At 68.4% G+C, this 23,662-nt stretch carries 19 protein-coding genes; 10 read left to right on the top strand and 9 right to left on the bottom strand.

The genetic code is table 11. The features are described from left to right. Window positions 1-154: 154 nt before the first annotated feature. From HCC78_RS26900 to HCC78_RS26930, 7 genes are all read right to left on the bottom strand, one after another. Complete coding sequence (locus tag HCC78_RS26900) at window positions 155-2,560, bottom strand: methyl-accepting chemotaxis protein (protein ID WP_371743940.1); 2,406 nt, start codon at window positions 2,558-2,560, stop codon at window positions 155-157. A 275-nt stretch (window positions 2,561-2,835) separates the two neighbouring features. After that, on the bottom strand, window positions 2,836-4,401 hold the full coding sequence (locus HCC78_RS26905; protein WP_216671331.1) for a PLP-dependent aminotransferase family protein: 1,566 nt from the start codon (window positions 4,399-4,401) through the stop codon (window positions 2,836-2,838). Next, window positions 4,394-5,278 carry an ABC transporter permease gene (locus HCC78_RS26910; protein WP_216671332.1) on the bottom strand — a complete coding sequence of 295 codons (885 nt, stop codon included), beginning with the start codon at window positions 5,276-5,278 and terminating at the stop codon, window positions 4,394-4,396. The genes HCC78_RS26905 and HCC78_RS26910 overlap by 8 nt, the downstream gene beginning before the upstream one ends. Window position 5,279: 1 nt before the next feature. Next, window positions 5,280-6,140 carry an ABC transporter permease gene (locus HCC78_RS26915; RefSeq protein WP_172331865.1) on the bottom strand — a complete coding sequence of 287 codons (861 nt, stop codon included), beginning with the start codon at window positions 6,138-6,140 and terminating at the stop codon, window positions 5,280-5,282. After that, window positions 6,137-7,201 (bottom strand): ABC transporter ATP-binding protein, encoded by a 1,065-nt coding sequence (locus HCC78_RS26920; RefSeq protein ID WP_172331866.1) that lies wholly within the window; start codon window positions 7,199-7,201, stop codon window positions 6,137-6,139. The genes HCC78_RS26915 and HCC78_RS26920 overlap by 4 nt, the downstream gene beginning before the upstream one ends. A 56-nt stretch (window positions 7,202-7,257) precedes the next feature. Then, on the bottom strand, window positions 7,258-8,448 hold the full coding sequence (locus HCC78_RS26925; RefSeq protein ID WP_172331867.1) for a PotD/PotF family extracellular solute-binding protein: 1,191 nt from the start codon (window positions 8,446-8,448) through the stop codon (window positions 7,258-7,260). 66 nt (window positions 8,449-8,514) lie between these two features. Then, entirely contained in the window at window positions 8,515-9,459 is a 945-nt protein-coding gene (locus tag HCC78_RS26930; RefSeq protein ID WP_172331868.1) for an aminotransferase class IV, read from the bottom strand. A 1,641-nt stretch (window positions 9,460-11,100) separates the two neighbouring features. Here HCC78_RS26930 and HCC78_RS26935 point away from each other — a divergent pair. The 10 genes from HCC78_RS26935 (at window position 11,101) to HCC78_RS26980 (ending at window position 21,117) form a co-directional block, all read left to right on the top strand. Beyond that, a complete protein-coding gene (locus tag HCC78_RS26935; RefSeq protein WP_172331869.1) occupies window positions 11,101-11,607 on the top strand; it encodes a MaoC family dehydratase in 507 nt (168 codons plus the stop codon). A gap of 107 nt (window positions 11,608-11,714) precedes the next feature. Continuing rightward, complete coding sequence (gene dctP / locus HCC78_RS26940) at window positions 11,715-12,713, top strand: TRAP transporter substrate-binding protein DctP (protein WP_172331870.1); 999 nt, start codon at window positions 11,715-11,717, stop codon at window positions 12,711-12,713. Continuing rightward, window positions 12,697-13,278, top strand: a complete 582-nt coding sequence (locus HCC78_RS26945; protein WP_216671333.1) for a TRAP transporter small permease — start codon at window positions 12,697-12,699, stop codon at window positions 13,276-13,278. The genes dctP and HCC78_RS26945 overlap by 17 nt, the downstream gene beginning before the upstream one ends. Window positions 13,279-13,290: 12 nt before the next feature. Further along, window positions 13,291-14,559: a TRAP transporter large permease gene (locus tag HCC78_RS26950; protein WP_172331871.1), complete on the top strand. Its 1,269-nt coding sequence runs from the start codon at window positions 13,291-13,293 to the stop codon at window positions 14,557-14,559. 15 nt (window positions 14,560-14,574) lie between these two features. Next, the gene (locus HCC78_RS26955; protein WP_172331872.1) at window positions 14,575-16,002 is read left to right on the top strand and encodes an MmgE/PrpD family protein; all 1,428 of its coding nucleotides are present in this window, start codon (window positions 14,575-14,577) and stop codon (window positions 16,000-16,002) included. After that, window positions 15,996-17,156 (top strand): acyl-CoA dehydrogenase family protein, encoded by a 1,161-nt coding sequence (locus HCC78_RS26960; RefSeq protein WP_172331873.1) that lies wholly within the window; start codon window positions 15,996-15,998, stop codon window positions 17,154-17,156. The genes HCC78_RS26955 and HCC78_RS26960 overlap by 7 nt, the downstream gene beginning before the upstream one ends. Beyond that, on the top strand, window positions 17,153-18,316 hold the full coding sequence (locus HCC78_RS26965; protein WP_172331874.1) for a CaiB/BaiF CoA-transferase family protein: 1,164 nt from the start codon (window positions 17,153-17,155) through the stop codon (window positions 18,314-18,316). The genes HCC78_RS26960 and HCC78_RS26965 overlap by 4 nt, the downstream gene beginning before the upstream one ends. Before the next feature lie 14 nt (window positions 18,317-18,330). Then, window positions 18,331-19,101 (top strand): GntR family transcriptional regulator, encoded by a 771-nt coding sequence (locus tag HCC78_RS26970; RefSeq protein WP_172331875.1) that lies wholly within the window; start codon window positions 18,331-18,333, stop codon window positions 19,099-19,101. Then, window positions 19,098-20,288 (top strand): MFS transporter, encoded by a 1,191-nt coding sequence (locus HCC78_RS26975; protein WP_216671334.1) that lies wholly within the window; start codon window positions 19,098-19,100, stop codon window positions 20,286-20,288. The genes HCC78_RS26970 and HCC78_RS26975 overlap by 4 nt, the downstream gene beginning before the upstream one ends. Window positions 20,289-20,298: 10 nt before the next feature. Next, window positions 20,299-21,117: a CoA ester lyase gene (locus HCC78_RS26980; RefSeq protein WP_172331876.1), complete on the top strand. Its 819-nt coding sequence runs from the start codon at window positions 20,299-20,301 to the stop codon at window positions 21,115-21,117. 164 nt (window positions 21,118-21,281) lie between these two features. Here the strand turns inward: HCC78_RS26980 and HCC78_RS34530 are convergent, their stop codons facing one another. Together HCC78_RS34530 and HCC78_RS34615 are read right to left on the bottom strand one after the other, a co-directional pair. After that, a complete protein-coding gene (locus HCC78_RS34530) occupies window positions 21,282-22,916 on the bottom strand; it encodes a GMC oxidoreductase (RefSeq protein WP_172331877.1) in 1,635 nt (544 codons plus the stop codon). A gap of 24 nt (window positions 22,917-22,940) precedes the next feature. Continuing rightward, the coding region (locus HCC78_RS34615) for an ABC transporter ATP-binding protein (protein ID WP_371743939.1) at window positions 22,941-23,662 on the bottom strand (722 nt) is incomplete at its 5' end.

The following is a 23,662-nucleotide window of genomic DNA, read 5'->3' on the forward strand; positions in this document are numbered from 1 at the left end:
TGTTCCCGGACCAATGGCGGACAGGGCCGCGCTCCCCGTCGAGCGCGCCGGTTCCCCGCCTTTTCGATCCGGACCCGGATCAGGCTGCGCGGCAGGTCGCGGCGGCGGGACGCTGGAGGCAGTCCCATGGCCCGTCTCCGCCTGGCCGTGCCCGTCAGAAGTCTTCCCAGTCATCATCCGGATCATGGCTTGGCGAGGCGAGTGCCGCGGCGCTGCGCAGCGCCTCGCGGGAGACCGCCGGCGGGGCAGGGCGCGGCGCATGTGCTTCCGCTTTCGATTCGCGGAACTCTTCGGCCGGTGCGGGCGGCGGCACCTTTGCGCGGAAGCTCGAAACGGCCTCTTGCAGCGCTTTTGCCTCCCCGGCGAGATCCTTGCTGGCGTCGAGCGAGGTGCCGAAGAGGGCAGTGTTGGCCTGGGTGGCGTGATCGAGCTGCGAAACCGAGGTATTGATCTCGTTCAGCCCTGCCGACTGCTCGTTTGCCGAGCGTGCGATGTCGGAGACAAGTTCTGAGATGTTGGATACGGAGCCGAGGATCTGGCGCAGGGTGCTGCCTGCCTCGCTGACCAGACCCACGCCCTTGCGGACCTGATCGCCGCTTTCGGTGATCAGCCGGTTGATGTCGCGGGCCGCGTCGGAGGATCTCTGGGACAGCGCCCGCACCTCCGAGGCAACCACTGCGAAGCCCCGCCCGGCCTCGCCCGCGCGCGCGGCCTCCACGCCTGCGTTCAATGCCAGCAGGTTGGTCTGGAAGGCAATCTCGTCGATGACATCCACGATCTTCGAGATCGCTTCGGAGGATTGCGAGATCTCCCCCATCGCGTCGACGGCCTGCTCGACCACCGTTCCGCTGCGCTCGGCGCTATCGCGCGCCTCGGTCACAATGCGGTCGGCCTCTGCCGCGCCCTTCGCGGCATTGGCCACCGAGGCCGTGAGTTCCTCGAGCGCCGCCGCCGTTTCCTCCAAGGTTGCCGCAGAATGCTCCGCGCGCTTGCCGAAATCGTCGGCCGTTCCCGAGATCGTGCCGCTCTGGGCGCTAATCCGTTCGCTGGAGCTCCGGATGCGCCCGACGATTGCCTCCAGGTTTCCGACGGTCGCGTTGAAATCCTGGCGCAGCCGTTCGTAGGCTTCGGGAAATTCCCGCTCGATCCGCGTTTCGAGATCGCCCTGGGCAAGCTTGTGGAGCGCATCGCCGAGATCGGTCACGACGGCTTCCTGTTCCGCTGCGACGGCCGCGCGCTCGCGCTCCGCCTTCTGGCGCATGTCTTCCTTGGCGGCGGATTCCTGCCTTTCTCTCTCGGCACGCTCCCGCTCGGCGTCCGCTTGCCGGACGGCTTCCGCTGCATCGCGCGCCCGTTTCTCCTCTTCGGCGCGCGCTTCCGCCTCGCTGGCAGCGGTCCGCTGCAGGTCGGCCTCCTTCTCGGCAGCGAGCCTGTGGAGGATGTTCATCCGGAAGGTTTCGACCGAGCGGGCCATCTCGCCGATCTCGTTGCGGGATTTCAGGTGCGGGATGGGAGCGTCCAGCTCGTTGCCCGTCAGCGACTGCATGCGGGCGTTCAGGGCGCGGATCGGCCGCGTGATGCTCAGCGCCAGGCCGGTGCCGATCACGAAGAGCACGCCGACGCCGCCGCCTTCCGCCGATTTGGCGGCTGCGATCATGTCGCGGTAGATGTAGACCCCGTCAGGGTCCTGCAGGTCCCATGTATTGGTCCCGAGCCGCTCCGGCTTGGCATGGGCGACGATGTTGGCGTCGTAATCGGCCGCGAAGAGGTAGTTGCCGTTGTCGTAGCGGGCGCTGCCGATGATTCGCGCGCCTTCTGCCCTGGCGTCCTCCAGCGTGATTTCCCCAGCATCGACCCGGGCCTGCAGCGCTGAAAGCTGGGAGACAGAAGCATCGACGACGTCGCGCAGATGCACCTCGCGGAGCTGGTAGACATATTCGGCCACGCGCTCGTTCAGCGCGATGACGAGCAATGCGGACACGGCGACGGAGACCGCGATCAGGGTGTAGATCTTGGCGCCGATGCCGAAACTGGGTTTGAAAGTCATGTGCTGCGAACTCCGGAACTGGGCGCAGTCAAGACCATCCGGGTTAAGATACGCCTTCCAGCCTGCCTCGGGCGACCCGAAGCTGCGTCTGCCGCTGGATCCGGGCCGCGGCGCGGGTTGCGCGGCCGGACAGCCGCTGCGCAAGGCGATCTCCGATCGCCTGCTCCGATGCGGGATCCGGGATCTCTCTTGGCGCGTGACGCGCTTTTGCGCCAGGGCTTGGGTGTCAGGCGGAGCTGAGCCGGATGGCGCGGCCGGCCATTGCGTGACCGCCGGCGCGGGCGGCCGGTTTCGCGGCGGAGAGCGCGGGCGCTTCGTGCTGCAGTGATGCCTCCAGAGCTCGATCGCGATCTTCACCTCGGATAGGCCGCAGAAGATCGTGCGATTGAGAAGGCCGCCCGGAAGCCGGGCCTTGAAACTCTCGCAATGTCGGGCCGGCCAGGGACTGCCCGGCTCGGCACGGGCGGTCTCTGCGCCTCGGACAGCGATCCGCGACCTGACCGTTCCGGAGATCTCCTCGGGCTTGTGCCCTCAGCCGGGGCATCGATCCCCCGGATCTGTCCCTCGTCCGGCTCCGATCTGACCCATGTTCCTGTCCTCAATCTGGCTCGAAAACCTGTTTCCGGGAGGACAACTTTTCACCGGCGCGGCGCGGCGCGGCGCGGCGCTCGGGCGGGGCAGGGGCGGACAGTCCGCGGTCGTCGGGGACGGAAAGATCGGCCCTGGCGGGCGCCCCGGGCAGGGACCAACCGGCGGGTGTCCAAGGTCCGGCTATCGTCCGGTCCCGGTCAAGGCGGATCGAGCTCTTCGAGCACCCTGCGCAAGGTCCGCGCGCCGCGGGAGATCTGTGCCCCGGAAAAGGCGGAAAACCCCAGGATGATCTTGTCGTCGCGGCGGTAGGCGCGGGCAAAGTCCGACGGCGCCATCAGCTCGATCCCGGCGCGCGCCGCCGCGCGGCCGATCTGCGGCCCATCCAGACCGGGATGCAGGGTGGCAACAACCTCCAGACCGGTTTCGGTGGGCCGTGCGGTCATGAAGGACGCAAGTTCGGTCTCGATGGCTCCCAGCAGGATCTGCTGCCGGTCGGCATAGAGTTTGCGCATGCGGCGGAGATGCTTGGCAAAATGACCGGCCTGCATGAACCGGGCGACCTGCAGCTGCGGCAGGATCGGCGCATACCGGTCGAGCACGGTGCGCGCGGCCACGACCGGCTCGACAAGTTCCTTCGGGAGGATCGCATAGCCGAGCCGCAGTGCCGGGAACAGCGCCTTCGAGAAGGTGCCGAGGTAGATCACCGACCCGGAGGTGTCGAGGCTGAAGATCGGCGGCAGCGCATGTCCGGAGTAGCGGAATTCGCAGTCGTAGTCGTCTTCCAGGATCCAGGCGCCGCTGCTGCGGGTCCAGTCCAGAAGGTCCATCCGGCGCTGCAGGGCCATGGTGGAGCCCAGGGGGAACTGTTTCGACGGGCTGGCATAGATCATGCGCGCATCCGGCACGAGGCTGCGGCCCAGTGCGACATCCATGCCGTCCTCGTCCACCGGCACCGGCACCGGCTTTGCCCCGGCTGCCGTGGCGGAGGCGTAGATCCCGTCATAGCCGGGATCCTCGCAGGCCACCCGGTCGCCTTCCATGAGGAGAAGCCGCGCGCAGATATCCACGGCCTGCTGGGCCCCCGCGAAGATCACCACTTCGGAGGCGGTGCAGACGATCCCGCGGGTCCGCGCGACATGGATCGCGATTTCCTCGCGGAGCGCATGCAGTCCCTGCGGGTCGCCCTCGCCCAGCAGGTGGTTCGCCTGCTCGCCGCTCATGCTGCGGAAGACGTCGCCTACCGTCCTGGCCCATTGCGCCAGCGGGAACTGGTCGATGGCCGGGAAATTGGCCCGGAAGGCCACCGGACGCCGCATGTGGCGCAGCGTTGCCGGAACATCGGCCAGGTTGGCGTGGATCCGGGCTTCCTGTCCGATGTCGCCCGCCGCCGCCAGGGCCGGGTTCATCCGCAGCGGGCGGGCCGGAGCCTTCGGGGCGGCGTCATGGGCGACGAAGGTTCCGGCGCCCACCTGGGTGTCGATATAGCCCTCGGCGGCGAGCTGCTCGAAGGCCAGCACGACGGTGTTGCGCGACACGCCCAGCTCTTCGGCCAGCTTGCGCGTGGAGGGCAGCCGCGCGCCGTGCTCGATCCAGCCGCGCTCGATCACCGTGATCAGGCCCTCGCAGATCTGCGTGTAGAGCGGCGTGTCCCCCTGGTCGCGGTCGAGCGCCATGGACAGCGTGTCGAGAAGCGGGGCACCGCCGGTATCGGCGGCCTCGGCCGCCAGAACCGCGCTGCGGGCGGGGGACCAGGGCTCAGCCAACGGCCGCCCCCCGCTCCGGACGGTGCCCGAACTTCGCCCAGCCGCGGGCCATGGCGACATACATCCCGGCAAGGCCCGCGAGCACGGTCAGGTTGACCAGGGTGGCCAGGGCGAAGAGCTCGGGCTTCACGCCGTATCTCAGGGCGCCCCAGGCGACCGAGGGCAGGGTGGGCGTGGCGCCCAGCAGGTAGAAGCTGATCTCGAGATTGTTAAAGGACAGGATGAAGGAGATCAGGAACGCCCCCAGCAGCCCCGGCCAGATCAGCGGCAGCGTCACCAGCCAGAAGGTCTGGGCCGGGGTCGCGCCGAAGACCATTGCCGCCTCGTCGAGGCGCCAGTCGTAGCGGTAGAGCTGGGTGGCCATGATCAGCAGCGCATAGGCGAAGCAGTGGACCGAATTGGCCAGCATCGCCGAGAAGAGGTTGCCGGGGAGCCCGAGGAACAGCCCCGACAGCACCAGCGAGGAGATGCCGACGAGCACCTCGGCCACGAAGAGCGGCGCGACGAAGAGCAGGATGAAGATCCTGGCGTGCCGTCCGGCGAAGCGCAGCACGCCGATCATCGCCATGGTCGACATCGTTACGGTCAGGACCGCGGAGCCGAGCCCCAGCAGGATGCTGTTGCCGAGGGCCGTGCGGTAGAGCGCATTGGCGAAGAGGTCTGCATAGGCCTTGAAGGCCCAGTGCGGCGGGTAGGGGAAGTTCGTGTTGCGCGAGGCGGAGCCGAGGCCGATATGGATGATCGGCAGGTAGAGGAACACGTAGACCATCGCCGTGACCAGGCAGAGCGCGCCTGTCCGCAGGAGGATCCGCGGGGCAGGCAGGCGGCGGCCGCCGGCAGCGGGAACATGGGGGACCATGGTGGATGTCTCAGTCATGTCAGCTTCTCCCGAGGCCGGAATATCCGGTGCGGCGCAGATCGAGGCGGAAGGCCAGCGCCGTCGCCGCGATGGATACCGCGAACAGCACGACTCCCATGGCGGCGCCGAGCGCCCAGGTGCCGGATTCTCCGAACTGCTGCGACAGCGCCATCCCGTAGAGCGTCCCGTCCGGACCGCCGAGGAAGCGCGGCACCAGCGTCGTCGACAGGCACGGGATGAAGCACAGCACGGCGGCGATCATCGTGCCAAAGAGGTTCAGCGGCCAGGTCACCTGGAAGAATGCCTGCACCGGGCTGGCGCCGAAAATCTTGGCGGCATCGACCAGCCTTGCGTCGGAATTGGACAGGGAAAGGTATATCACCGTGATCGAGATGGGCAGGTAGAGATAGACCAGCCCGACGGCGCTGGCGACGTTCGAATACATCAGGAACCGCAGCGGCGCCGCGCCCATCCGGATCAGCGTGGCGTTGATGATCCCCATCGGTCCGAGCAGGCCCTGCAGCGCGATCACGCGCAGCACTTCGCCGGTCAGGAACGGAACCGCCAGCGCGAGCGAGAACATCAGCTTGTAGCGTCCGCCATAGAGCATGATCGCGTAGGCCACCGGCCAGGATATGGCGATGCAGAGTGCCGAAACGCTCAGCGCCATGACGACGGAACGCATCAGGAAGGTGCGGTAGGCCGGCTCGGTCAGGAGCGTGGCGAAGTTCCCGAGGCTGGCCTCGCGGATGATGTGGTAGTTCTCCGTCCTCCAGAGGCTGAGAACCGCCATCGACAGCAGCGGCAGCACGAAGAAGGCAAGGAGATAGACGGTGGGAATGCCGAGGAAGGCGAGGCCGGCCAGACGTTTGCGGGTCATGCAGCCAGCTCCCGGGGCGTGTCGGGCTCGAAGATGTCGACGGCCTCCGCGGGCCAGGATACGGTGACCCGGTCGCCTCTTGCCAGGTCGGCCTCGCTGCGCGGGCGGCTGGCGAAGATTTCCCGTCCGCCGGCATCCAGCAGGTAGTCGCAATAGGCGCCGCGCAGGATGATGTCGCGGATCCGGCAGGTCACGGTGTTGGGCTGCACCGACATCTTCTCGGTCTTGATGTAGGCCTGCGCGCGCGACCCGGCGAAGGACGCCGTGCGCGCGCCCGGCACGAGCGCCAGCCGGAGCCCGCCGCCGGCGTCCATCGCGCTGCCGTCCGGCGACACGGTCCCCTCGAACCGGTTCGACCGGCCGATGAACTGCGCGATGAAGGCGGTGCGGGGCCGGTCGTAGATCGCGGCGCGGCCGGCGAAGTCCTCCACCCGGCCGCCGCGGATCACCGCGATGCGGTCGGACATGCTCATGGCTTCCTCCTGGTTGTGCGTGACGTAGATGAAGGGAATGCCCAGCTCCCGCTGGTGGCGGCGGATCTCCACCTCCATTTCCTGGCGCAGCTCGCGGTCGAGATTGGCCAAGGGCTCGTCCAGGAGCAGCGCCTTCGGCCGCCCGACCAGACCGCGGCCCAAGGCGACCCGCTGCTGCTGCCCGCCCGAGAGCTGGCTGGGATAGCGGTCCTCCAGCCCGGTCAGCGCCATCAGCCCCGCGATCCATTTCAGGCGTTCGGCGATTTCGGCCCGCGGCATCTTCATCATCTGCAGCGGGAAGCACAGGTTCTCCGCAACGGTGCGGTGCGGGAACAGCAGGAATTCCTGGAACACCATCGCCACGCCGCGCCGGTGCGGCGGCAGCGCGGTCACGTCCGCCCCGTCGATCAGGACCCGCCCGCGGGTCGGGCGCTCCAGCCCGGCGATGGTCCTCAGCAGCGTGGTCTTGCCCGAGCCCGACGGGCCCAGGAGGGAGATGAACTCGTCCCGCCCGATGTCCATGCTGATCCGGTCGACGGCCCAGAGGCCGCCATAGGCCTTGGAGATTGCTTCCAGCTTGATATACATCTGCACCCTTTCTTGCGCGGTGGGGAGGGGCCCCCGGGATCCGGGGACCCGGGGGATCAGGCGGCCTGCATGTTCGACCAGACCCGCTCCCATTTCTCGGTGGAGGAGGGCTGGTCGAACATGTACATGTCCTCGAGCTCCGCGGTGCGGTCCATCAGGAACAGCGCCTGCTCCTCCGGCGTGGAGAGGCTGCGGATGTCGACCGTGGTGGAGCAGCCCGAAGCGAGCGAGATCTTCTTCATCACCTCCGGCGACGTGATCATGTCGATCCAGGCCGTGGCCAGTTCCAGGCGCCCGCCATCCTCGACGCCCGAGGTGACCAGCCAGGTGTCGACCCAGCCGAGCCCGCCCTCCTTCGGCACCAGCTGGTGGTCGAACTCGGTCGGAAGGTTTCCCGCGTCGTGCTCGGCGCGCAGGAGCCGGTAGACCTGCGCGAATTCAGGGGCGGCCACGACGGCCTGCCCGGCCAGCAGCTGGCGCAGGGTGTTGTTGTCCTGGTAGCGGGTCAGCAGCAGCCGCTTCTGCTCGATCAGCAGCGCCTCGACCCCCGCCAGTTCCTCGTCGGTCAGGACGTAGGGGTTGAAGGACTTTCCGTCCGGCCGCGGCGCGTCCTTGGTGCCCATGCGCTCGGCCACGAGGATCCCGGCCATGGCGATGTTCTCCTCGAACCGTGCCGAGGTGGACAGCCGTCCGGCGAAATCCGGGTCGAACATGAGCTCGAGGCTGCCGGCCTTTTCCGCCGGGACGGCATCGGCATTGTAGGTGATCCCGTAGCTGCCCCAGCAGAACGGCGCGCCGAAGACGTCCCCGGATTCCGCGTCCATCAGCAGCTCGAAGGTTTCCGGCTTGAAGGTGGGGAAGTAGCCGCCCGAGGAGGACAGCGCCGCGAAATCGAAGCTGCGGATCAGCCCTTCGCGGTAGTAGAGCCCCGGCCAGAAGCCGTCCGCCTGCACCAGGTCGAAATCCTTCGATCCGCCGACGCGCAGCTTGTTGTAGGCCTCCGAGTTGCCGTCGAAGAAGGTGGGCGTGAACCGGACGCCGTGCGCTTCCTCGAAGGCGGCGATCACCTCGGGCAGGGCGTAGCCTTCCCACATCAGCGCGCGCAGGGTGTTTTCCTGCGCTTCGGCGGGACGGATGCAGTACGGCGCCGCAAGGGCCATGGCGGTGCCGCCGGCCATCAGCTTCAGCGCCCTGCGGCGGGTGGGCCGGGACGGCGGAGTCGGGAAAGCGGTTCTGTCTCGGGTCATCGGTCGGTCCTCTGCACTCTGGATGGGGAAAGGCGCGCCGGCGGCGGGGACCGCCGGCGCACGCGGTCAGGCGGGCTCGGCCACGGCGAAGGGGTTGTCCGCGTCGGCATAGTTGACGGGGGTCATGTGCCAGCCTTCCCGGTGCTTCTGCCAGTAGAGGTCCTTGAGCTTCTGGCTCATCGGACCGGGCCGGTCATTGCCGTAGATCCGGCCGTTGACGCGCGAGCAGGGCATGACGCCGCCGGCGGTGGTGGATGTGCAGACCTCGTCGGCCTCCATCAGATCCTCGAGCGTCACCGGCCCGACGACGGGCTCCAGCCCCAGTTCCGGCGCGAGGTCCAGCACCGAGCGCAGGGTGACGCCCTTGAGCGCGCCCCGGTCCGGTGCTGTCAGGGTGTTGCCCTTGATGACGAACACGTTGAACCCGGCGCCCTCGGTCACGTAGCCGTCCTGGTCGATCAGGATCGCCGTGTCCGCCCCCTTGTCGAGCGCCTCGAACATGCCGCGGGTGAAGTCGCGCCACATGTAGTTCTTCAGCGTCGGGTCCAGCGACTTGGGCGAGATCCGCGGGGTCTCGGCCACGATCAGGTGGGCGCCGCGCTCCTGCACCTCCGGCTTGATCACGTCGACCCAGGGGACGGCGTAGGCGATGAAGGTGTTCTTGCAGTCGAGCGGGTTTCTCGAGCCGTAGACCGTCGGAACGCCGCGGGTCGACACCATGGCGACGAAGGCGTCCTTCAGCCCGCTCAGCACCACGCAGCGCCCCAGGATGTGGCGCATCTCGTCCCGCGTCACGCCCGGATCCAGCCGGTATCCGTCCAGCGAGGTGTGGAACCGGTCGAGGTGGTCTTCGAGGCGGAAGAACGCGCCGCCGGTGGTGTGGACCACGTCGTAGGTCACGTCCGAATGGGTGAAGCCCCAGTCTCCCACCGGCACCCGGGCCTCGGCGATCGGCACGTACTTGCCATCCATGTAGGCGGCGCCGCCCTCGAATTTCTTCAGGTCTTCCATTGTCCCTCCGGTCCTTTGCTTGCGGGAATGGCCCGACTATCCGGACGCAGCGCCTGTCCCGGAAAGGTCCACTTCCCGGAGCCCCGAGCGGACCACTCGGATCCGGACCGCGCATCTCCGCCCGGCCGGCGGTGTCGGAGCACCGGACCGGGGCCTCCGGAACAACCGGGATTGGCCATGAATTCCGGAGTTTGCCTGCCGACGCGGGCGGACCGGCAAAGGACGGAAGACCCAGCGTTGCCTCTTCCGCCGGCGAGGGTGCCGGAACGCGGATCTTTCCGCATGTGCGCCGGAACTTTGGGCGGAACGCCCTTCATTCCGGCGTTTCCTGGTCCGGCGGCCTCCAGGCGACCTGTGTCGATCGGGAGGCCAGGTTCCAGTTCTGGTGCATGACGGCGCCGATTTGCGTTGCGAGCGGACCTGGGCGGCTCGAACGCCTCCGGCGGCGACCGGCGGGCCGGACTCGACCGTGCGCGGTCTCGCAGCGGCAAATGTTCATGCCCCATTTGCTGATTCAGGGCAGCATCGAACCTTGGCACAAAGCCCCGGAGACCCGCCTCCTGCCGGAGACCATGATCGGCCCGGCGCACCCGGAACCGCCATCGCGGCCTCTTCGGCCGCCGCAATCATCGACATGTCCATGACCGCCCCGGAAACGTCACGCCGTCTCATGTCTGCTGCTGTCGAGCCGCAGCGATCTGGGCGAAAGAAGGCCGATCAAGACCGGGACCATCCGGCTGCGGCGCCTGCTCAGCCGAACCACGGCGGCCCAACCTGGACATGGACGAGCCAGCCTCTCCCGATCGCGGTTCATGTGATGACGGACAGTCGACGCCATGCCGGGTGCAGGCACGCATCTGACCCCCGTTGCGGCCTCCACTCTGCCGCATGCCCGCATGGCGTTCGCGGCGCGAGCCACCGAACGCGATCCGTCCGGGAGAGATGCCGAGCCTGCATATCGGCATCGCGCGCCAAATGGCACCCCGCTGCGGGTCGGCCCTGACGGTCCCGACCTGCGACCGTTGCACCAAGCTGCACCCGGTCCTGCGCCGCGGCCGGAGCCCGGATCTGAGAACTGCCTTCTGGATTGAAGCCAATGCCATAGCTGGGCCCGTCGGCAAGCGGGCCCGGAATCCCGTGACCATCTCTTCGCGTTTCCGCAGATAGCTTCAGCTCCGGCGGCATCGCTCTTTTCCCGCTTCGGGGAGGGGATCACATTGGCGGGCGGGATGCGCTTGGTGCCTTGGCTGGGCCGGCGCCGGTCTGCGCTGCAGGACTCTACCGCCACCAGGCGGGCGGCAGCTTGGCGGGGAACTTGGGCACCCCGCCTCGCCGGGCGTCCTGCAACGGCCCTCACCGCCGCCGGCGCCAGCACCGGCCTTCGCCGGGATTGCTCCGCCGGATCAACCGCTGGACCGCCGGAGCCTGGAACACGATCTCCGCTGGATTCTGCCCGGTCGTGGTCATCGCCGGCATGGCCGCGCCCTGGCCGGAGTGCTGCGATCCCGCCTCGGCATGGCGATGCCGCCCGGGAGCGGCAGCAGCAGCGTCCATCGCGGCCGCCCGCAAAACCGTTGACACATTTTCCTCGCTCTATAATGTCCGGACATACGGACAAAAGAATCAGCGGGAGGAAGACGCATGAGACAGGTCGGGCCGAACCGGTTCCGCGGCGAAATCGGCTTGTACTTCGAGGATTTCGAGGTGGGACACATCTACGAGCACCGGCCCGGTCGGACCCTGACCGATGCCGACAACATCCATTTCTCGCTGATCACGATGAACTATCATCCGATGCATTGCGACGCGAATTTCGCGTCCAAGAGCGAATTCGGAAAGCTGCTGATCAACAGCGGCCTGACCGTCGCGACCGTGCTCGGCATGTCCGTTCCCGAAATCTCGGGCAAGGCGGTCGCCAATCTCGGCTGGGAGGAAATCAAGCTGATGGCGCCGGTCTTTGCCGGAGACACGATCTATGCCGAGAGCGAGGTGCTGGAGAAGCGGGCCAGCAACTCCCGGCCGGGCCAGGGCATTGTGAAGGTTCGGACGCTGGGGAAGAAGCATGACGGCACGGTCTTCATGAGCTTCGAGCGGTCGGCCCTGATCAAGTGCCGCTCCGCCGATGCCGAAGTCGAAACCATCTACTGAAGCTGACACATCGCTCCGGCGCAGATGCCGGACGGGCAGGCCGGAAGAAGGATCCGCAGGGACGGATCCCGCCGGGCATGTCCCGACCCAATGGGAGGAAATCGAAGATGACCCTGAAGACGCGGCTCGCCGCAGCAGTTTGCACGTGCTCGATCGTGGCACCGGCCCTGGCCGGCGCCGAGGAGCTGGTCCTTCCGTCCGAAGTGGCGGCAACCCACTGGAAGACCGCCTACATGCAGGAGTTTGCCGACCGGGTGGAAGCGGCGACGGATGACGGACTTGCCGTAAAGATCTTCCCGGCCGGACAGCTCTATTCGGACCAGGAGGCGCTTGCCGCGCTCGGCACCGGCGCCGTGCAGATGGTCTGGCCGGTCTCCGTGCGGCTCGAGACCATCGCGCCGCAGACCGGCATCATCAACCTGCCCTTCGCCATCAGCGACGAGATGATGACGGATTCCTGCATGTCGGACGGCATCCGCGACATGCTGAGCGCCCAGCTCGCCCGGGCAGGGCTCAAGGTGCTCGGCCTCCTGCGCACCGCCGATCTCTACTTCATCTACTCGGGCCGCGAGATCACCTCCATGGAGGATCTGGAGGGCACCAAGGTGCGGGTCACCGGCGGCCGGGTCGTGCAGGACACGATGAAGGCACTCGGCATCTCTCCGGTCTCCATGTCGGCCTCGGAAATGTCCACGGCGCTGAGCCAGGGCGCGATCGACGGCATCTTCACGTCGCCCGCGGGCTGGTCGGAGATGATCGGCATGAGCGGGCGCTATGCCTGGTACGTTCCCGGCTTCTCGCTCCTGACCTATGCGATCGTCGTCGACAGCATGTGGTACGACGCCCTGCCGGAGGGCGAACGGACGGCCATCCGCACCTCCATCGACGACATCACGGCCAGGCAATGGTCCGAGGCGCGCGAGAAGGATGCCGAGTCTCTGAAGAAGATGACCGACCAGGGCGCGGTGCTGCATGTTGCGGACGAGGCCGAGATCGAGCGCTGGAAGGCCCTGACGAAAAAGACCTCGGCCAGCTTCGTAGAGGCGAACCCGGAAGCCGAAGAGGCCATGATGGCCCTGGAGGACAGCTGTGGCTTCGCAGGATGACACGCGCCACGCAGCGTTCCTTCCCGTCATGACCATGCCGCGGCTTTCCGGGGCATGGGACCGGATCGAGCAGGGCCTGCTGGTCGGCATCGCCACCGGATTTTTCCTGCTCGCGACCGGCATCATGCTGGCAGAGGCCTTCAGCCGCGCCTTCCTCGACCACAGCTATTTCTGGGCGGAGGAGGCGGTCCGCTACCTCGTCGTCTGGTCCTTCTTCATGTCGCTCGGCGCGGCGGGGACTGGGGGCTACCACATCCGGACCAGCTTGCTGACGGATTTGCTCGGCCACCGCGGCCGCGTCCTCGCGGGAGCGGTCGCGGCGCTGACCGGGCTTGCCTTCTCGGTGATGCTCTTCATCGGCGCGCTGCCGCAGGTCCACCGCTACTACACGATGGGGATGCTGTCGGAATCCAGCCTCGAGATGCCGATGTGGATCCTGTTCCTGGCGATGCCTCTCGGAGCGGCGCTCTTCGGCCTCTACTACCTGCGCCTTCTGGTCCGCTGCCTGAGGGGACGCGATCCCTTCGCGCTCGAGGACGAGACCGGCGCGGCCGGCAAGTTCTGAGGGGGACGCACCATGGTACTGGTTCCTGCTTTCGGGCTCATCCTCCTCCTTCTCGGCATCGGCGCGCAGGTGGCCGTCGTGCTGGGGCTCGTCACGGCCGTGCTCGTCCTGTCGGTGCATGGCGTGCCGCCGACGGTGATCGCGCAGACGGCCTTCAAGTCGGTCAATTCCTATCCGCTGATGGCCATCCCGATGTTCATCCTGGCGGGCAACCTGATGATGCGCGGACAGATCGCGCAGCTGATGATCGACCTCGTCGGCGCCATCGTCCGGGCGGTCCGGGGCGGACTCGCGCTGACCGTTCTGGTCACCTCGGTCTTCTTCGCCGCAGTGTCCGGCTCCTCGGTCGGAGCTGCCGCCGCCATCGGACGGTCCACCGTGCAGGGGCTGCGCGACGAGGCCTATCCGGCCCGGTTCTCGGCCGCCATCGTGGCGGTGGGCGGGACGCTCGGCCTGATGATCCCGCCCTCGCTCGGCTTCATCCTGATCGGCTCGATCGTCGGGCTGCCGATCGACAAGCTGTTCCTTGCCGGGCTGCTGCCGGGGCTGATGGAGGCGGTGCTGCTTTCGGCCGCGACGGTCTGGATGGCGCGCAAGCACGGCTACGGCGCGCAGACGGCACGGCCTGACTGGCCGGGCTTCGGCCGCGCGCTTCCCGCCGCGCTCCCGGCGCTGGCAATGCCGGTCCTGGTGCTCGGCTCCATCTATGCAGGCTTCCTGACCCCGACCGAGGTGTCTGCCTTCGCCGCCGTCTACGCGCTCTTCCTCTGCCTGGTCGTCTACCGTTCGATCCGGCCCGGCGAAGTCTTCGGCATCGCCCGCGAAAGCCTGCTCCAGACCACCATGATCTTCGCCGTGGTCATGGGCGGCAGCCTGCTCGGCTTCGTGCTGGCAAGGCTCGGCGTTTCCGGCCAGATGGTGGCGGCGCTGCAGGAGATGGGCCTGTCCGGATGGCAGTTCCTCCTTCTCGTGAACCTGCTGCTGCTGGTCATGGGCATGTTCCTCGACGGCATCGCGCTGATCGTGCTGACGGCGCCGCTGCTCTTCCCGATCGCCCAGGCGCTCGGCATCGACCCGATCCATTTCGCGGTGATCATGGTGGCGAACGTGGAGATCGCCACGCTGACGCCGCCGATCGGTCTCAACCTCTTCGTGATGAGCGGGATTTCCAGGATCCCAGTCCACGAGGTCGCGCGCGGGGTGCTGCCCTTCTATGCGGTGCGCCTCGTCGGGCTGATGCTCATCACCTTCGTGCCGGCGATCTCGCTGGCCCTGATCTGACACTGGGAGGACGACATGAAAGACACTGCACCCGACGAGGTCCGGCCCGGCCCCACCCTGATTGCCGGGCAGCTTGCGGGATTTGCCTGCCGCCTCGCGCCCAAGGACATTCCCGGCGAGGTGGCTGCCCGGGCCCGCCACCTGATGCTCGATGCATTCGGGATCTCGCTGGCCAGCACCGGCTACGATTTCGCCCATCGCACGCTGTCGGCAATGGCCGAGCTCGGCTCCGGCGGCCAGCGCCGCGCGATCGGCTTCGGCACGAGGCTGCAGCCGCGCGAGGCGGCCCTCCTGAACGCGCTGCTGATCCACGGGCTCGACTATGACGACACCCATGTGCCGGGCGTGATCCATGCCACGGCCGCGGTGCTGCCAGCCGCCATGACGGTGGCGGCGGAGAGCGGCGCCACGGGTGCCGAGATGCAGACCGCATACGTTGCCGGGATGGAAGTCGCGACCCGGCTCGGGGCTGTCGCCCGCGGCGGCTTCCACCAGGTGGGCTTCCATCCGACGGGACTGATCGGCATCTTCGGCGCCACGGTTGCCGCCGGACGCCTCCGCGGCCTGACCGAGGAGCAGCTGGCCTCGGCGCTCGGGATCGCGCTGTCCATGGCTTCGGGATCGCTCGAGTTCCTGGCTGACGGCGCCTGGACCAAGCGGATGCATCCCGGCTGGGCCGCCTCATCCGCGATCACGGCGGTGGCGCTGGCCCGCAATGGCTTCGTCGCGCCGAAGGCTGTCTTCGAGGGCCGGTTCGGGCTCTACAACGCCTATCTGGCCGGGCGCGAGGTCGACCTTTCGCTGGCGACCGCCGGGCTGGGCGAGACCTGGGAAATCATGAATGTGGCGGTGAAGCCGCTGCCCGCCTGCCATTTCACCCATGCCGCGGCGGATGCGGCCATGGCGCTGCATGGCGAGGTCGCGCCGGACGAGATCGAGAGCGTCTCGGTGCTGGTCCCCGAGGAGGTCGTCAAGACGGTCTGCGAGCCGCGCGAGACCAAGATACGCCCGCAGAACAGCTACGACGCGCAGTTCTCCATTCCCTATGCCGTGGCTTCGGGGCTGCTGCGGGGCCGCTTCGGCCTGCCGGAGCTGTCGGCCGAAGCCATCGCAGATCCCGGGGTGCTGGCGCTGGCGGCGCGGGTGCATCACGCGCCCGATCCGGACTCGCCCTTCCCGCGCTACTATTCGGGCGAGGTGATCGTGACCACGAAAGACGGCCGCGAGCTGCGCCACCGCGAGGAGATCAACCGCGGCGCGTCGGACCGGCCGCTGACCGCTTCCGACATCGACCTGAAATTCTTCGAGAATGCCTGCATGGCCACGCCGCGCCCGCGGGCGGACCTGATCCGCGATGCGGTGCTCGGCCTCGCGGACGCGCCCTCGGTCCGGCAGCTCGAGGCGCTGCTGGCCGGCGACACCGGAAAGGACATCCAATGCTGATGCAAGACGAGATCATCGAACAGGAACGCATGATGCTCGACTCGGTCGAGCGGTTCCTCAGGACCGATGTCGACCCCTATGTCCATGCGCTCGAGGCGGCGGACGAGTACCCGGCCGAGATCGTCGAGAAGATGAAGGAGATGGGGCTGTTCGGCTGCATCATCTCCGAGGATTACGGTGGGCTCGGCCTGTCGACCTCGACCTATGCCAAGATCATCGAGCGGATCTCCGCCTCCTGGATGTCGGTCTCCGGCATCATCAACTCGCATCTCATCATGGCCTCGGCGGTCGAGCGCGCGGGAACGCAGGCGCAGAAATCCGAGTTCCTGCCGCGCTTTGCCACCGGCGAGCTGCGCGGCGGCATCGGCCTGACCGAACCCGATGCCGGGACCGACCTGCAGGCGATCCGCACCACGGCCGTCCGCGACGGCGAGGATTACGTGGTCAACGGCACCAAGACCTGGATCACCAACTCGATGTACGGAAACTGCATCGCGCTTCTGGTGAAGACCGATCCCAAGGCCGAACCGCGCCACCGGGGCATGTCGCTGCTGATCGCTGAGAAGGGGCCGGGCTTCAACGTCACGCGCAAGCTCCAGAAGCTGGGCTACCGCGGCATCGACACCTGCGAACTGGAGTTCAAGGACTACCGCGTGCCCCATGACCGGCTGATCGGCGGGGCCGAGGGCAAGGGGCTGAAGCAGATCCTCTCGGGGCTGGAGCTCGGGCGGATCAATGTCGCGGCGCGCGGGGTCGGTGTCGCAGATGCGGCGCTGATGAAGGCGGTCCGCTACGCACAGGAGCGCAAGACCTTCGGCAAGCCGATCTGCGAGCACCAGGCGATCCAGCTGCTGCTGGGCGAGATGGGCACCCGCGTCGAGGCGGCGCGGCTGCTGACCGAAAGCGCGGCGAAGGCCTATGACCGGGGCGAGCGCTGCGACATGGAGGCCGGCATGGCCAAGTACTTCGCCACCGAGGCCGCTGTCAGCAACAGCATGGACTCGATGCGGGTCCATGGCGGCTACGGCTATTCGCGGGAATTCGACATCGAGCGGCTCTACCGCGACGCGCCGCTTCTGACCATCGGCGAGGGCACGAACGAATTGCAGCGCATCATCATCGCCAAGCAGCTTGTCGAAAGGAACCCGGCATGACCCTTCCGCTTTCCGGACTCCGCATCCTCGCGGTCGAGCAGTACGGCGCCGGCCCGTTCGGCACCCAGCACCTCGCCGATCTCGGCGCCGAGGTGATCAAGATCGAGAACCGCGCCCAGGGCGGCGACGTCGGCCGCCTCGTCGGCCCGCATTTCTTCGCCCCCGGCGACAGCCATTTCTTCGAGGCCTTCAACCGCAACAAGAAGTCGGTCACGCTCGACCTGAAGGACCCGGGTGACAGGGCCGCCTTCCTGCGGCTGGTCGGCGAGGTGGACGCGGTGTTCAACAACCTGCGCGGCGACCTGCCGGAGAAGCTGGGCCTCGACTACGCGGCCCTCTCCAAGGCCAATCCGCAGATCGTCTGCACGCATCTGTCGGCCTATGGCCGGGACGGCGAGCGGCGCGACTGGCCCGGCTACGACTACCTGATGCAGGCGGAGGCGGGATATCTCTCGGTCACCGGCGAGCCCGGCCAGCCGCCGTCGCGCTTCGGGCTGTCGATCATCGACATGATGACCGGCACGATGTCGGCCCTGGCGCTGGTCTCGGCCGTGCTAGGGGCGCGCGCGACCGGGAAGGGCAGGGACATCGACACCAGCCTCTACGAGGTTGCGATGCACAACCTCAACTATCTGGCCGCCTGGTACCTGAACGAGGGCGAGAATACCGGCCGCCACCCGCGCTCCGCCCATCCCTCGCTGACGCCGAGCCAGCTCTACCGCACCCGCGACGGCTGGCTCTTCGTGATGTGCAACAAGGAGAAGTTCTGGGGCATTTTCTGCGACGCGATCGGACGGCCGGACTGGCGGACCGACCCGCGCTATTGCGACTTCAAGGCGAGGCTTGCCAACCGCGACGCGCTGACCGAAGAGCTGGACAGCGTGCTGATGGAGGCCGATACGTCCGAGTGGATGGAACGGCTCGGCGGGCGCGTGCCGGTTTCGCCGGTGCATGACATCGCCGGCGCGCTCGACGCGCCCTTCGCGACCGCGCGCGGCGTGATCGCCGAGGTGCCGCATCCGGTGCGCGGGACGATCCGGACGGTGGCCTGCCCGATCCGCTGCCCGGGCGAGACGCTGCCGCTGAACGCCGCGCCGGCGCTCGGGGAGCATGATGGCGAGATCCTCGGCATGCCGGGATACGCTGCAAGCCAGGCGTGAGAGAAGGACGCGACATGGACCAGGCAAGGCAGGACGGACGCATCGGCGGTCGCACGCGCTATGCGATCCTTGCGGAGGCGCTGATGGAGGACATCCGCAGCGGACGCTATCCGGTAGGGAGCCTCCTGCCAACCGAGCTCGACCTGTGCAGCGAGTTCGACGTATCGCGCCATACCGTCCGCGAGGCCATCCGGCGGCTGGTGGATCTGGGGCTCGTCACGCGGCAGGCCGGGGTCGGGACGACGGTGCGCGCGGACCGGCTGTCCTCGCGCTACGTCCAGACCGGCGAGTCCTTCCTGTCGCTCTTCCAGTATGTCCGGGAGGTGAACCTGCGCGTTCTCGGAACGCAGGACATCACGGCCGGGGAGGAAATGCTCGACCTGCTCGAATGCAAGGCCGGACAGGTCTGGCTCCAGGTCGACGGCGAGCGCTACCTCGTCGGCGACGAGCAGCCGATCGCGCTGACCGCGATCTGGATCGCGCGCCCCTACCGCGCCATCGCATCCGAACTCCGGGCGCCGTCCGAGCCGGTCTATTCCCTGATCGAGCGGCGCTTCGGCCTCACCACGACGGAAATCCGACAGGAAATTTCATCCGTCCTGATCGAGGGAGAGGCCAGCCGGCGGCTCGGCGTGGCCGAGGGGGCGCCGGGGCTGAAGGTCGTGCGGAAATACATCGACGAGGGCGGCGCCATCTACGAGGTTGCCGTCTCCCTGCATCCGGGCGAACGGTTCAGCTATTCTTCCGCCATGAAGGTCGAGCGCGGCCTGCCGGAGGCGAAATGAGCGCCTGGCTGGTGCTGGCTGTCACGCTCGGGCTGCAGGCGGCGATCTCGGCGGCGGCCCTGACCATGCCCGTTCTGGCTCCGGCCGCCGCGGCGAGCTTCGGCCTGCAGGCGGTCCAGATCGGGCTCTATGTCGGGCTGGTCTATGCCGGTGCCATGGCCTCTTCGCTGGCTTCGGGGACCATCATCCGACGGTACGGGGCAATCCGGACAAGCCAGGTCGCGCTTCTCCTCGCCGCGGCGGGGCTGTTGCTCGGCCTTTCCGGCATGGCATGGCTGCTGGTTCCCGGCGCGCTGGTCATCGGCTTCGGGTACGGCACGGTCACACCGGCCAGCTCCCACATGCTCGCGCGCAGCGCGCCTGCAGGGCGGATGGGGCTCGTCTTCTCGCTGAAGCAGACCGGCGTGCCGCTTGGCGGCGCCATCGCCGGGCTCCTCCTGCCGCCGGTGGCCGGCCATGGCGGCTGGCACTGGGGCGTCGCGCTGTCCGCCGCGATCTGCCTCGCAGCAGCGGCGCTGGCCCAGCCCCTTCAGCCCGCGCTCGACGCGGACCGCGATCCGGCGGCACAGCCGTCCCGCGCCCCTCTCTTCGCCCCGCTCCGCAACATCCTGTCCCGCCCGGCGCTGCGCGATCTCGCCGCCGCCTCCTTCGTCTTCGCGGCGATGCAGCTCGTGCTGACGAGCTACCTCGTGACCTTTCTCAGCGGCGAGCGCGGGCTGTCGCTCGGCACGGCCGGGGCAGTCATGGCCATGAGCCAGGCGGCCGGGATTGCCGGGCGCCTCGCCTGGGGCTGGATGGCGGACCGGCTGGTCGGGCCGCGCCTGCTCCTGTGCCTCCTGGCCGCGGCGATGGCGGGCTGCGCCTTGGCCTTCGCGCTCAGCGGCAGCGGCTGGCCCGTTGCGGTCCTGATCCTGGCGAGCATCCTCTTCGGAGCGACCGCCATCGGCTGGAACGGCGTCTTCCTGGCCGAGGTCGCCCGGCTCGTGCCGCGCGAAGAGGCGGGGGCCGCGACCGGCGGCGCGCTCTTCATGACCTATGGCGGCGTGATTGCCGGTCCGCCGATCTTCGCCTTCCTGATCGGCCATGGCGGCTACGGCAGTGCCTTCCTGGCCTTCTCCCTGGCACTTGCCGGGCTCGCGGTGTTTCTCGCCCGGTCCCCGGCCGCCCTCCACACGTCCCGAAGCTGAGGCAATCCCGATGATCGACACCGCACGTTCCGTCCTCTTCGTTCCCGGCGACCGGCCGGAGCGCTTCGCCAAGGCTGTCGCGACCGGGGCGGACTGCGTCGTCCTAGATCTCGAGGATGCCGTCCTTGCCGATGCCAAGCCCGCCGCGCGGCAGGCTGTCCGCGACTGGTTTCTCGGAGGCGGCCGGGGCGCGATCCGCGTCAACGCCGCCGAAACGCCATGGCATGCGGAGGATCTGGCGCTGCTCTCGCTGCCCGGCGTCAGCGCCGTCCTCCTGCCTAAAGCGGCCGATCCCGGCGAGATCGCGCGGCTGCGCGCGGCTGCGCCGGAGCTTCCGGTCGCGGCCCTGGTGGAGACGGCGAGGGGGATATGCCGCGCGTCCGAGCTGGCGGCCGTGCCGGGTGTCGCGCGGCTCCTCTTCGGGTCCGTCGACTACCAGAACGATACCGGCATCGAGGATGACGGGCAGGGCCTCCTGCACGCCCGTTCAGCGCTGGTCGTGGCCTCTGCAGCGGCCGGACTCGCCGGTCCGGTCGACGGCGTCACGCTGGCGCTTGGCGACCCCGGCCAGCTGGCGCGGGATTGCGCGGCCGCCCGGGCTCTCGGCATGGCGGGCAAGCTCTGCATCCACCCGCGCCAGGTGGCCGATGTGGCGGCCGCCTTCGGCCCGCGGCCCGGAGAGGCGGAAGAGGCCCGCCGCATCGTCGCCGCCGCCGACGCCGAAGGCGCGCAGGGCGCCTTCCAGCTGGATGGCCGCCTGATCGACCGGCCCGTGGTCGAGCGCGCCAGGCGGCTGCTGGCCCGCGGAAATCAGCGCGAACCGGCCTGAATTTGCCGGCCAGCCGCTGTTCCGGGACAGCTGCGCGGCAATCCGGCCATGGCAGGAAGGCGCATGGCGCAATTCCCCGTCACGCTCCAGGTCCCATCGGCGCATAGCGTCCCGGGAACCCTGCGGATTGCCTGCCGGAGCGTCGGCGGTCTCCGGGGTGCCGTTCAAGCCGCGGCGGCGGGGGCTCCTGCGGCCAGGTGGCGGCAGGAGCGGACGGTCTGGGCCATGATCGTCAGGGTCGTGCCGGAGACGCCGCTGCCCGCGAAGGTGGCGGCATCGGTCACATGCAGGTTCGGCATGTCCCAGCAGCGGCCCCAGCCATCCGTCACTGATGTCGCCGGATCGTCGCCCATCCGCGCCCCGCCGGTCTCGTGGATTGCCGCCCCCATGGTCATGACCTGCGGGAAGAAGCGGCGGAACAGCATCCGCGACAGCGGATCGGCGCCCGGATGCACGCCGGCGCCCCATTCGCGCATGCCCGCGGGCGATCCGAGGAATTCCATTTTGCCGCCGACGCCGGTGACGGTCTCGATCAGGGCGTCTTCCTGCCGCTTCAGCAGCGCGCGGTCCGGCGCGCGCATCCGGCAGCAGACATGCGGCACCGGGATGCCCCAGCGGTCGGCTTTCCGCGGATCGAGGGTGATGCGGTTGTCTTCATGCGGCTGCATCTGGCCGAAGCCGAAGAACTGGATCTTCGCGGGGTCCTGCGGCCCGGTTTCGGCGCGGCCGATGCTGCCCTGGAAATCGAAGGCACCGCCGCCGTCGAAGCGCGTCAGGAACACGCCGCCCGACTTCGCGTAGAACGGGTCGGCCGGTGCAGTTTCGTCGGCGGCAAAGCCGGTGGCGGCGGGATACCGCCCCATCGCCAGCATCGGAATCTGGTCCATGAAGTAGCGTCCGAGATTGCCGGAGGAATTGCCGATCCCGCCGGGATGCGCGTCGCTGGCGGAGTTCAGCATCAGCCGCACGCTTTCGATCGGCGAGGCGGCCAGAACGACATGCCGCGCGCGGGCGGTCCAGCTGCTGCCGCCTTCCGCGCCGATCACCTCGACGCCGGTGGCCAGCTGCCCCTCCGACAGGATGCGCCGCGCGATGCTGCCGTGCCGGATGGTCAGCCTGCCGCTTGCCAGCGCCGCCTTCATCGGGGCGAAGACGCGGTCCGGCGCGGGCAGGATGGAGCGCCAGGACACGACATGCCGCTCCGGCCAGCGGGATTCCACCGCCGCCTTGAAATGCTCTTCGGCCGGGGAAAGCCAGGCAGGCGCCGCATAGACCCCGTCCGGCAGCACCTCCAGCCCGTCGGCATTGCCGCGCAGGCCGAGGAAGCGTTCGACCTCGGCGTAATAGGGTTCCATGTCCGCATAGCAGACAGGCCAGTCCACGCCTTGCCCGGTGCGCGACAGGGCGCGGAAATCGTCGTCGGTCCAGCGCATCAGAACGCGGCCGAACGTATGGGTGCGCCCGCCCGCCTGGCGGCCGCGGATCCAGGTGAAGGGCGCGTCGGCGGGCGTGGTATAGGGGTTGTCGCGGTCGCTGACGAAGAGATGGCGCATCATGCCGCGGAAGAACACGGCGCGCGACTGCACCGGCTGGCCCATGAGCGTGGCCAGCGCGCGCTCGCCGATATTGACCGGGCGCATCTTCTTGGGCTTCTTCGCCGGGTCGAAATGCTGCGGGCCGATCTCGGGGCCGGCCTCCAGCATCAGGACGTCGAGCCCCTGCTCGGTCAGTTCCTTGGCCGCGAAGCTGCCGGCCGCACCGCCGCCGATGACGATGGCATCGTAGAATTTTTCGGACATTCCGTGTTCCCGTGGATGGTGGGCTCAGAGCCGGCGGCCGCTGGCCGCGTCGAAAAGCGAGGCTGCGCCCGCGAAGAAGAAGATGGTCTGCTCGGTGCCGGGCGGTGCATGGTCCGCGCCCGGAACCGTGTAGCAGAGCCGCAGATCGCCGGCCTCGCCCCAGATCACCGAACTGGCGCCCAGCCGCTCGGTCATGGCCACGCGGATGTCGATGGTCTGCGCGCCCTCGGGGACGGGACCGTCGGCGCGGAAGATCTGCTCGGGGCGCAGGCCCAGCACCGTGCGGCCCCCGCGGGGCGCCGCGGCGAAGGGATAGGTCTGCATGTCGATCTGCCGGCCGCCGCCGAGGGTCAGGGCCGTGCCCTGCAGATCGCCCTCCAGCCGGTTCATCGGCGGCGCGCCGACGAAGCCCGCGACGAAGAGGTTGGCGGGCCGGGCATAGACGTCGTCCGGCGTGCCGACCTGCTGGATGACGCCGTCCTTCATCACCACGATCCGGTCCGCGAGGGTCATCGCCTCCACCTGGTCATGGGTGACGTAGACCATGGTGCGGCCCAGCGTGTCGTGCAGGCGCCGCAGCTCGATGCGCAGTTCGCCGCGCAGCTGGGCGTCGAGGTTGGACAGCGGCTCGTCGAACAGGAAGACCTCGGCGTTGACCTTGCCCCCGGATCCCGGACTGGGGCGATATTCACTATGCTTCCATCGCGGCGGCCATGTCGATCCGTGTCTGCTCGGGCGTGCGGTAA

Source organism: Mangrovicoccus sp. HB161399 (assembly GCF_013184745.1).
GTDB lineage: Bacteria > Pseudomonadota > Alphaproteobacteria > Rhodobacterales > Rhodobacteraceae > Mangrovicoccus.

Excerpts from the sequence above, each read along its gene's own strand:
- HCC78_RS26910 (WP_216671332.1), bottom strand. The coding sequence starts at position 5,278 with ATGACTGAGACATCCACCATGGTCCCCCATGTTCCCGCTGCCGGCGGC.
- HCC78_RS26915 (WP_172331865.1), bottom strand. The coding sequence starts at position 6,140 with ATGACCCGCAAACGTCTGGCCGGCCTCGCCTTCCTCGGCATTCCCACC.
- HCC78_RS26920 (WP_172331866.1), bottom strand. The coding sequence starts at position 7,201 with ATGTATATCAAGCTGGAAGCAATCTCCAAGGCCTATGGCGGCCTCTGG.
- HCC78_RS26925 (WP_172331867.1), bottom strand. The coding sequence starts at position 8,448 with ATGACCCGAGACAGAACCGCTTTCCCGACTCCGCCGTCCCGGCCCACC.
- HCC78_RS26930 (WP_172331868.1), bottom strand. The coding sequence starts at position 9,459 with ATGGAAGACCTGAAGAAATTCGAGGGCGGCGCCGCCTACATGGATGGC.
- HCC78_RS26935 (WP_172331869.1), top strand. The coding sequence starts at position 11,101 with ATGAGACAGGTCGGGCCGAACCGGTTCCGCGGCGAAATCGGCTTGTAC.
- dctP (WP_172331870.1), top strand. The coding sequence starts at position 11,715 with ATGACCCTGAAGACGCGGCTCGCCGCAGCAGTTTGCACGTGCTCGATC.
- HCC78_RS26950 (WP_172331871.1), top strand. The coding sequence starts at position 13,291 with ATGGTACTGGTTCCTGCTTTCGGGCTCATCCTCCTCCTTCTCGGCATC.
- HCC78_RS26955 (WP_172331872.1), top strand. The coding sequence starts at position 14,575 with ATGAAAGACACTGCACCCGACGAGGTCCGGCCCGGCCCCACCCTGATT.
- HCC78_RS26960 (WP_172331873.1), top strand. The coding sequence starts at position 15,996 with ATGCTGATGCAAGACGAGATCATCGAACAGGAACGCATGATGCTCGAC.
- HCC78_RS26965 (WP_172331874.1), top strand. The coding sequence starts at position 17,153 with ATGACCCTTCCGCTTTCCGGACTCCGCATCCTCGCGGTCGAGCAGTAC.
- HCC78_RS26970 (WP_172331875.1), top strand. The coding sequence starts at position 18,331 with ATGGACCAGGCAAGGCAGGACGGACGCATCGGCGGTCGCACGCGCTAT.
- HCC78_RS26975 (WP_216671334.1), top strand. The coding sequence starts at position 19,098 with ATGAGCGCCTGGCTGGTGCTGGCTGTCACGCTCGGGCTGCAGGCGGCG.
- HCC78_RS26980 (WP_172331876.1), top strand. The coding sequence starts at position 20,299 with ATGATCGACACCGCACGTTCCGTCCTCTTCGTTCCCGGCGACCGGCCG.
- HCC78_RS34530 (WP_172331877.1), bottom strand. The coding sequence starts at position 22,916 with ATGTCCGAAAAATTCTACGATGCCATCGTCATCGGCGGCGGTGCGGCC.